The organism is Desulfonatronospira sp. MSAO_Bac3 (assembly GCF_003838035.1).
GTDB lineage: Bacteria > Desulfobacterota > Desulfovibrionia > Desulfovibrionales > Desulfonatronovibrionaceae > Desulfonatronospira > Desulfonatronospira thiodismutans.
In genome coordinates this window covers 1-9,553 of sequence record NZ_QYZY01000069.1, presented here as the reverse complement: position 1 = coordinate 9,553, position 9,553 = coordinate 1, and the positions used below count along the sequence as shown (strand labels likewise).

10 protein-coding genes are annotated in these 9,553 nt (G+C 53.4%); 1 reads left to right on the top strand and 9 read right to left on the bottom strand.

All coding sequences use genetic code 11. From position 1 onward, the window contains the following. Positions 1–322: 322 nt before the first annotated feature. The 9 genes from proB to D5S03_RS02465 form a co-directional block, all read right to left on the bottom strand. On the bottom strand, positions 323–1,471 hold the full coding sequence (proB, locus tag D5S03_RS02505) for a glutamate 5-kinase (protein ID WP_008869097.1): 1,149 nt from the start codon (positions 1,469–1,471) through the stop codon (positions 323–325). A gap of 15 nt (positions 1,472–1,486) precedes the next feature. Beyond that, the gene (gene obgE, locus D5S03_RS02500) at positions 1,487–2,506 is read right to left on the bottom strand and encodes a GTPase ObgE (protein ID WP_008869098.1); all 1,020 of its coding nucleotides are present in this window, start codon (positions 2,504–2,506) and stop codon (positions 1,487–1,489) included. Between the two features lie 77 nt (positions 2,507–2,583). Beyond that, the gene (gene rpmA, locus D5S03_RS02495; RefSeq protein ID WP_008869099.1) at positions 2,584–2,853 is read right to left on the bottom strand and encodes a 50S ribosomal protein L27; all 270 of its coding nucleotides are present in this window, start codon (positions 2,851–2,853) and stop codon (positions 2,584–2,586) included. Positions 2,854–2,871: 18 nt separating this feature from the next. Next, positions 2,872–3,183, bottom strand: coding sequence for a 50S ribosomal protein L21 (gene rplU, locus D5S03_RS02490; RefSeq protein WP_008869100.1), 312 nt, complete (start codon positions 3,181–3,183; stop codon positions 2,872–2,874). Between the two features lie 129 nt (positions 3,184–3,312). Continuing rightward, positions 3,313–4,101: a ComFC family protein gene (locus tag D5S03_RS02485; protein WP_287042592.1), complete on the bottom strand. Its 789-nt coding sequence runs from the start codon at positions 4,099–4,101 to the stop codon at positions 3,313–3,315. Between the two features lie 28 nt (positions 4,102–4,129). Next, positions 4,130–4,717 carry a flavodoxin family protein gene (locus D5S03_RS02480; protein ID WP_287042591.1) on the bottom strand — a complete coding sequence of 196 codons (588 nt, stop codon included), beginning with the start codon at positions 4,715–4,717 and terminating at the stop codon, positions 4,130–4,132. Beyond that, positions 4,710–4,880, bottom strand: coding sequence for a hypothetical protein (locus D5S03_RS02475; RefSeq protein ID WP_287042590.1), 171 nt, complete (start codon positions 4,878–4,880; stop codon positions 4,710–4,712). Before D5S03_RS02475 ends, D5S03_RS02480 begins: the two co-directional genes overlap by 8 nt. An 80-nt stretch (positions 4,881–4,960) precedes the next feature. Beyond that, on the bottom strand, positions 4,961–5,593 hold the full coding sequence (locus tag D5S03_RS02470) for an MBL fold metallo-hydrolase (RefSeq protein WP_287042589.1): 633 nt from the start codon (positions 5,591–5,593) through the stop codon (positions 4,961–4,963). Positions 5,594–5,659: 66 nt separating this feature from the next. After that, positions 5,660–6,166, bottom strand: coding sequence for a nitroreductase family protein (locus D5S03_RS02465; protein WP_287042588.1), 507 nt, complete (start codon positions 6,164–6,166; stop codon positions 5,660–5,662). Positions 6,167–7,004: 838 nt separating this feature from the next. Here D5S03_RS02465 and D5S03_RS02460 point away from each other — a divergent pair. Next, positions 7,005–9,395: a tetratricopeptide repeat protein gene (locus D5S03_RS02460; protein WP_287042587.1), complete on the top strand. Its 2,391-nt coding sequence runs from the start codon at positions 7,005–7,007 to the stop codon at positions 9,393–9,395. Positions 9,396–9,553: the final 158 nt, after the last annotated feature.

Sequence of the window (9,553 nt, the reverse complement as noted above, 5' to 3'; positions counted from 1 at the left end):
CAACCCAATAAAGAAAAGAGCTATTTGACAGGATTAACAGGATTAAGAGATGGATAAAGAAAAAAATCATTTTGTCCTGGCTCCCAGTTTAATGCCCTTCGGGCTTGCTCTGCGAGCAATTAAACGGGACAGGCGGAAGCCAGGCCAAAAGGTAATCACTCCAGCACTCACTTTTTTCCTGCATTCATGAGTGCCGGAAGAAAGTGAGTGCTGGATGGCTAATGCAATCTGCGGCTTCCGGCCGCAGATTGCTTATCCTGCCAATCCTGTTAATCCTGTCCAAGTTTCTTGTTTTTTATGACAAGATTTCAGCAGTAAGCCACTAAAGCACTGCCTCCAGCAGCATATTGTCCCTGTGAATTGCTTCAGGGTAGAGACACTGTCCAAGCACTCCCTCAATTTCCCCGGATTTCTTGCCCATAATCTGGCGCAGATCTGAAGCTTTGTAGTTGGTAAGGCCCACTGCAGGACGTCTGCAGCTGTCCTGCTCCACAATTTTCACTAAAGCCCCCTTGCCGAAATTGCCCCGTATTTCCACGATACCCGCAGGCAGGAGGCTTTTGCCCTTTTCAAAAACAGCAAAAGCCGCTCCCCTGTCCACCACTATTTCCCCTGCGGGCTCCTGGTTGTAGGCAAACCAGAACTTGCGGCTGGAAATACTTTTGTCCCGGGGCAGAATCCAGGTGCCAAGATCCTCGCCGTCAAAGGCTTTTTCCAGGGAGAACCTGTCCCTGCCGGAAAGTATAAGGGTGGGCACACCCAGTTGGGCCGCCTTGCGTGCGGACAGGAGCTTACTGTACATTCCTCCGCTGCCTTGCTGGGTTTTCCCCTGACACATCCTTTCCAGGGGCTCGGAATGGATGTCCTCAATACAGGCTATCTTTTGCGCATCCGGGTTTTCCCTGGGATTTTCCCGGTATACGCCGTCTGATGAGGTCAGGTTTATAAACAGGTCCGCCTCCACCAGGTTCAGTATCATCACCCCCAAAGCGTCGTTGTCCCCGAAGCGAAGTTCCTGCACCGCCACGGTATCGTTTTCGTTTATTACCGGTATGGCCCGCCACTCCAGGAGCTGAAGCATGGTATTGCGGGCATTGATGAAGCGCTCCCTGCTTTTGAGGTCGTTTCTGGTAAGCAGGATCTGGGCGGTAATCTTTCCATAACGCCCGAAGATCTCGTCATAGGCATGCATAAGCCTGCTCTGGCCCACAGCTGATGTAGCCTGCTTGAATACCAGGTCGCTTTTGCTCCGGCATGAGGAAAGCACCTTGCAGCCAGCGGCCACTGCCCCGGAAGAGACCAGGATAATATCCATTCCCCGGTCGTGCAGAAGGCAGATCTGGTCCACCAGCCTGCTGACCACACGCAGGTCCAGGCCCTCCCGGCCCGTAAGCACGGCACTGCCTATCTTGATAACTACGCGGCCGGCTCCGGCCAGGATTTTTCCGGTTTCTTCACGATGATTTTTCATGGCCAAGCATTTATATCATTTTACATCAACGGACAACCGGTAAAACCTCTCCCACATATCCTGCACCAGTTTTTCAACGCCGGTTCCTTCCAGGGCCGAAATCAGGTACACTCTGTATTCATAGGCCTCAACAGCCCTGCCGAGCTTATCCAGTTCATCTCTGCTTAAAAGATCTGTTTTGTTCAGGACCAGGACCTGCTCTCTCGAGGCCAGTTCCGGTGAATATTTTTCCAGCTCCTGGTTCAGGATCTCGAAACCCTGCCAGGGGCTGTCCAGGTCGATATCCTCAACACTTAAAATATGCACCAGAAACCTGGTGCGCTCCACGTGCTTCAAAAACCTGTCCCCCAGTCCCCTGCCCTGATGGGCCCCGGATATGAGCCCCGGAATATCCGCCACCACCATCTGTGTATCGCGCTGGTCCCGCAGCACTCCGAGATTGGGGTTGATTGTGGTGAAGGGGTAGGAACCGATCTTGGGCCTGGCAGCCGAGATCCTGGAAAGAAGAGTTGACTTGCCTGCATTGGGCAGGCCCAGAAGGCCTGCATCAGCCAGGACCTTCAACCTGAGTTTCAGGCGCAGCTCCACTCCTTCCTCTCCAGGCTGAGCAAACCTTGGAGCGCGCATGGTGGAAGACTTGAAGTGAGTGTTGCCTTTGCCCCCCCTGCCCCCTTGGGCCAGAAGAACCCTCTGGCCGGGATGCACCAGATCTGCAAGCAAAGATTCACCGTCCTCCTGCATGGAATAAACCTGGGTGCCCACAGGCAGATAAATCACCAGGTCATCACCGGACCTGCCGAACCTCTGCCTGCCCATGCCGGGACGACCGTTCTGGGCTGCAAACAAGCGCTTACGCTTAAAATCGTAAAGAGTAAGCAGCCCAGGATCAGCCTCCACGTAAAGGCTCCCGCCTTCTCCCCCGTCCCCTCCATCGGGACCGCCCCTGGGAATAAACCTCTCCCTGCGGAAGGATACGCACCCGTCTCCGCCTTTCCCGGAACGGGCTGTTATTTCGGCTTCATCCACAAAGCGCATGCAGTAGACCTCAAAAAAAAGGCCGCCCGGAGATGCTCTCCCGGCGGCCCGCCATAAAAATTTTCAAAAGCTAAGAATTAGACCGCTGCAGGCACAATACTGACCCTGGTGCGGACTTTTTTCTTGCGGGTAAATTTGTCATACTTGACCTCGCCGTCGGAGAGGGCGAAAAGAGTGTAATCCTTGCCCACGCCGACATTGGCTCCGGGATGGATTTTGGTCCCCAGTTGACGGACCAGTATATTGCCAGCCCGGACCTTCTGTCCGCCGTACCTTTTCACCCCTCTTCTCTGTCCGTGACTGTCGCGTCCATTCCTGGAACTTCCGCCTGCTTTTTTATGTGCCATTCTTTTATCCTCCCGGGACTATGCCTGGATGCTCTTGACCTTAACCGCGGTAAAATCCTGGCGATGTCCCTGCTTTTTGCTGTATCCCTTGCGTCTTTTCTTTTTGAAGACGATCACCTTCTTGTCCCGGTCGTGTTCCAGGATATCGCAGACAACCCTGGCCTGATCCAGGTAGGGCTTGCCGAATTGAACATCATCATCCTGTCCCACTGCCAGGACCGAATCCAGAACAACTTCTTCCCCGGGCTCCTGGTCCATCCTGGCCACTTTCAGCCTTTGACCTTCCCTTACCCGGTATTGCTTTCCACCGCTTTCAACTATAGCAAACATTTTTACCTCCCAATAAAGAAGAAGACTTTTTAACCTGAACTGTATCAAACGTCAAGCAATATCTTGAAGATTGTCAAAAAAAGGCGAAAATATTCATCATGATAATGCTTTTGTCAGGGGCGGTACCAGCTACATCACCCCTCTGGCCAGAAAAAGCACCTGCACCCGGGAAGCACCTGCCTTGATAAGTGTCCTGGTGCATTCTTCCAGGGTGGACCCAGTGGTGTAGATATCATCAACCAGGAGGATGGATTGCCCCCTGACCACCCCGGCATGGGCTTCAAAAGCCCCTTTTAATTCCTTCATCCGGTCCTTGCGGTTCAGGGAGCTCTGGGCTGCAGTAGGCCTCTTTTTTACCATGGCCCGGTGCTGCAGCTGAAACCCCGTGCTTGCGGAAAATATTCTGGCCAGCTCCAGGCTCTGGTTGAAGCCCCGCATTTTAAGCTTGGATTCGTGCATGGGCACGGGTACTACCATGTCCGCCTTGACTACGCCATGATATTGGCCGGCCTGAACCAGCATGCCCCCGAGAACCCTGCCCAGCCCCAGATCCCCTTTGAACTTGAAGCACAGAATAAGCTCTCTCAGGCGGTCCTGGTAAGGTCCGAAAAAACCCAGCCCGGACCAGGGAAAAGGCCTGGTGCGGCAGTCCAGGCAGTAATAAGGACTGGCTTCTTCAAGGGTGTAGATTTTGGCGCAGCCCGGGCAGAATCCACGCCGCCTTATTTTAATCTTCTCCAGACAGGCAGAACACATTGTGTCCGGGCCAGTCTCTTTATCCCTGACCATCCCGCATATCAGGCACCTTCGCCCCAGAAATTCCCGCCTGAGAACCCGGGTGAGTTTCCGGGGATGAAAACTGGAAAGACCATAGACGCGAAGCTGCGCTTTTAACGCGTTTTTAAACGCATACATCATTGCAGCCCTGCTTCCCGCCCTTGAACTCTCAAGAATGCCCTGCAGCGCTGCGGGCAAACTCCCTGATCTTTTCCCTGGAATCCTGATCCCCGGCCAGGTCCTCCCTGAGATCAATCCCCCTCAGGCACAGATCCTTCAGGGCAAAGCCCAGAGGGTACAAAAAATACTTCAGGCTCAGCAGGCTGCCTTCAAAAAGTCGTTCTCCCTTCTTTCTCCCGGCAATGAGGACACAGTAAGCCTGTTTCAAGTCAAGGCCCGGCTCCCCCTTTGCCGCCCAGGCCTCGTACACGCTCTGCCCCCGGTCTATAAGGGCCTTAAAGGTGGACGGAACATGGTAATAGTATATCGGGCAACTGAAAAACACCAGGTCCGACTCCTGCATTTTATCCAGGATCTCCTGGACATCATCTTTGCCCGCCAGGATACAGCGGTTGTTTTTAGTGGTCTCGCACTTGCGGCAGCCCATGCAGGGCAGGATCTTTTTGTCCCTGAGAAAGATACTTTCCACCCGGCATCCCCGGCCCTCTAAGGTCTCTGCTATTTCCCCGGCAGCCTTGTCGCTGTTGCCCTCTTTTCTGGGACTGCACCCCAGCACCATGACCCTTGAATCAGCCACTTTGCTTACTCCTGCGTTGAAAGTCCGCCCTGACGAAAGAAGCTTTGGAAGCCTTGTCCATACTCCATTCCGGATGCATCAGGGCCAGGGAATCCAGAACCTGCACCCTTTGTGTATGCACAAGGACGCGAACAGTATCCGCCCTGGTTTGCCGGAGGTGCATACCCACCTCCCGCTCCAGTCCTCAGCACATGTTGCGCAGATCAAGCCAGAGCATATCTTTCTATATCTCCACTGCCGTCATTACATAAACGATGAATTCTGAAAAAACGGATTGTTCTGTTTTTCGTCCATCACCGTACTCTGAGGTCCGTGCCCGGAGTATATCACCGTATCGCCGGGCAGGGTGAATATTTTCTCCCTCGCTGACTTCTTGAGCACTTCCATGCTCCCCCCGGGAAAGTCGGTGCGGCCCACAGCACGCTGAAAAAGAAGATCTCCAACGAATACCGCTTTCAAGTCCGGAAAATAAAAGGAAAGACTGCCCGGCGTATGCCCTGGAGTGGACAGGACTGTGCATTCATGGCCCAGAAGCTCTTGCTTTCCCTCTTTGAGGTCCTCAAAGTCAAACCCCGGAGTCTCGGGAAAATCCATGAAACCGCCGCCGCCTACTTCCGTGTCCAGAAGAAACCTGTCTTCTTCAGGGGCGAAGATTTTGGCCCCGGAGGACTCTGCCAGGGCGGCGTTGCCCTGGATATGATCAAAATGCAGATGAGTATTGAGAATCATGGCCAAGGAAAGACCGTTTTCTCTTAAATAATCAACTATGCGCTGCGGATCACCCCCGGGATCGATTACCAGTGCCTCCTGCTGCGAATGCAGCACATAACAGTTGGTCTGCAGAACACCCAGGGGAAAAGTCTTTATCTCAAGCATGCGAAACTCCCTTGTTTATTGTATTTATAAAAAATCAACTGGACGGACAGGCTGAAAAAGCCTCCATCAAAATTCTTCCAGCATCAATTCCTTGAGATCTCTTCGCTGGGAGGAACCCTTCTGGTCCGGATGGCCCAGGGCCACTACAGCCATAAGTTCCAGCTGCTCCGGGTCGGTGCAAAGCACCCGGTGCACCTGGGATTCCTGGTTGATGATCTCCCCCAGCCAGACCGCCCCCAGACCCAGGGCATGAGCCGCCAGAAGCATGTTCTGCACACAGGCCCCTGCGCCCTGGCAATCCTTTTCATGGTGATACTTGGCTTGTCTGTCCAGAAATACTGTTATCAACACATTGGCCGCCCGGACAATATGGCTGTACTTGGTACACTCCTCCAGTCCGTTTTTTCTTTCATCCCCCCGGGCAAGCACCAGGAAACGCCACGGCTGATTGTTCAGACCGCTGGGCGCCCATCTGCCGGCATCCAGAATACGCCGGATATCCTCTTTGCTCACGTCTTCCTGGGTAAACTTGCGTATGCTGCGGCGATTATAAATGGTCTCCAGGACCTGCATAAATTCTCCTGCATATTTAAAACTGACAATAAACCCTATAACAACAATACCGGACTTGGTAACCGTAAAAGGAGTTTTTTTCAACCCTTGAACTTAAAGCCTGCCGGGCCTGCAAACATGCAGCTGCAAAAAATCTAAAGCGGGCTTTGCCCGCAAACCATTTTTTCTTACGCAAAACGCCCATTTAAATCCTCTTCGGGTTGCTTACGCATTGAATTACGCCAAAGCGTGACAAGCAAAGATCGCTAAGCAAGAAATTTATCTTTGCGCCATGCACGGCAACGTTCAGCCGGGCCTGCTCCTCAGTATCGATCAAGGGCACGGCGTAACTCCCCTCCTTAGCCAAGGAGGGGCCAGGGGTGGTTGTAACCGATCCCTTCATTATCTCTCCCCTCCTTAGTCAAGGAGAGGCCGGGGGTGGTTGTATGAGATCCCTTCCTTTACGCAGGACTGGACAGTAATTCCCGGTTAAGTTAATTAATCCCGGTCATCCACAGCTTGCAACTTCATGCAGCATAAATTTCTTTAGTTTTATTGTAGCTATTCACCACCTGAGGACGAGTAGCCAGGGTCCGGGGGTTCGGCAAACTGGGCGTAAACTGTCTGAGCGACGTAGGAAGAGTTAATCAAAACCGTAAATCACCGAGCTTGATTCAAAGCATGTTACAGGAAATATCCCGGCTTTCAATCCCGTGTATAGGTTTTGATTTACTCTTTCACGCCATGGCGTGAGAGCGAGTTTTTACGTCCTGTTTGCCGAATCTCCGGACCACTGGAGCATATATATTATGGTGAACAGTTACGTCTTATTTTTATAAAACTTGACCAAAGAGGTCCAATGAAGCCCCGTCTGGACAAAAGCGATCTCATACTTTTTGAATCCGTGCTCAAGGATTCACTGAGTACCGTCATTTCCTTTTCGGCATACAGCCTGTATTTTCCACAGGAAATCCCTTCTATCATGTACCATGGCCGGGACATAGTTCCGGTAGTGGAAAAAGACCGGGTTCTCTTACCCCTGATGTATGATGGCAGATTCCTGGGGATCTTCATGGCCCGGGGCACTGATCCGGAGCGCATGCAGGCCCTGGCCCTGGACCTTCCGGGCATAATTTCCCTTTGCCTGGACAAGGTCCTGCTGCAGAAGCAGTGCATTACCGACTCCATTACCGGACTTTACAACCAGGAAAAATTCCACCAGCTGCTGGAAAAGGCCGTAGAAGACATTCAGGCCAGCCTGACCCTGGGTCCGGCCGCTTCCATGGATTCAGGGCTGGACCGATACAGCGCCACTTTCTGCGTGATGCTCATAAATCCTGACCGCTTCAAGAGGATCAATGAGACATTTGGTTACGCCTTCGGCGACCAGGTCCTTTACGAACTGGCTGAACATGTTAGAAAGGAGCTGCCTGAGCAGGCAGTTTCAGCCAGGCTTTGCAACGATACCCTGGCCGTGTTCTGGCCCCAGGCCCCGGCAGCCAGGTGCAGGGAACTGTCTGAAAACCTGAGAAGCAGGATCTCTTCTCTGGTATTTGAATACCCGGTTTCCGGGGAGAAGATATCCCTGAGCGCCGGTATCGGCTGGAGCCTTTTTCCCCAGGACATCAAGGGACCGCAGTTTCAAAAATCCCCCTTCGAGCTGGCCCACCTTGTCTGCCGCAAGGCGGAGGAAGCCCTGAACGTGTCCAAAGAAAACCACAGCAGCAAGGCCTTTGCCTTCAGTCAGATCCTGCAGCATGGAGGCGTGGTCCTGGAAGTACTGCCACTGAACCGCCTGGTGATAAACCTCGGCAAAAACATGGATGCCCTTGAGGGCCAGAAATTCATGGTCTGGTCCCAGAAATTCAACGGCCATTCCCAGTCCATAAAAAAAGCCGGGCACTCTCCGTCCGGGACCTACCCGGCCATACACAAGGGTGAGATTACCATCCAGGAAGTACAGGAGGAGGTTTCCATCGCAGAAATACTCTATCTGAACGACCCGGCCTGGAAGATCGATTCCGGGGACAAACTGAGCCTTCTGGCAGAAAAGGAAAGCCTCCTGGAAAAACAGGACGTGCTGAGCAAGGAGGTCCAGCCCCGGGACCTGTTTACCGGCCTTTATTCCTACCGGGACTTTCTCTCCCTGTGGACCCGGGCCAGAATTCAGGACGAATGCTTCTGCATGGCCATGCTCAAGCTGGAGTACCCGGGCAAGGACAGCCAGAGCAAAGGCATTGACGGAGAAAACCTGGTCCAGGAAATAATCAGGCTTGTGGACAGAAAATTTTCCCCGCAACCCTTAAGCGGCAGATACAGTTCCACCTGCATGGTGTTTTATTTTTCCGGCCAGAATTCCCAGAACCTCAAAGAACCCTGGATACATTTGCTGGATGAGGTAAAATCCAGGCTGCATGTATCGGCAAGCCTGGCCCTGGCCGATTTTCCGTGCCTCAGCTATTCCAAAACAGACACCCTGGAAAACTGCCGCAAAGCCCTGGAACACGCCAGGCTCACCACTCCCCCCAGGATGGCCTGCTTTGACTCCCTGACTCTGACTGTGAGCGCCGATTCCCTGTTCAGCCAGGGGGACACCTTTGCCGCCCTGGAGGAATACAAGCAGGCCCTGGCCGCAGATGAAAACAATCTTCTGGCCCGCAACTCCCTGGCCATATGCTATGCCCGTCTGGGCAGGCTGGAGCTGGCCAGGCAGCATTTCCAGGAAATCACTGACAGAGACAGTGAAAACCTCATGGCCTGGTACAACCTGGGCTGCGTCTGCCTCAAGCAGGGTGACTCCCAGGAGGCTGCCAATCTTTTTGCAAAGTGCCTTGAAATCGATTCCTCCCACGCCTTCAGCCTGCTAAGACTTGGCCAGCTCGCTGAAAACAGCGCGGATTTTGAAAAGGCGGCCCGGTGCTACCAGGAAGCGGGCCAAACCAGAGATGGAGCCGGCCTTGCCCCCAGGCACCTGGCCAGGCTTGCCTGGAAGCAGGACCAGAAGGAACAGAGCAGGGAATTTTTGCACCAGGCCCTGCTGCAGGATCCCAGGGACGCTTTTTCCCTGAACCTCATGGCCAGGATGTACCTGCAAAGCGGGGATGATCCGGAAATAGCCGAATCCCTGGCCAGGCAGAGCGTGGCCCTTAGACCCGATGTGAGTGAATTCTGGCTGGATCTGGCTGATATTTTCAAAGCCAGAGACAAGTCAGAGCAGGAGGCCCAGGCCAGGGCCAGGGCTCATGGATGAGTGATATTTCAGGTGCCTTTGCCCTGATGCAGCGCCTTTAAAATACAGGCCGCGGTGAGAGCGCATCTCTGGGTCAGGCTGTTTTTTAAAATGTATTCCGAGGGGCTGTGATCATGATCCCCCAACGGCCCCAGGCCGTCCAGCACCGGCAGTCCCAT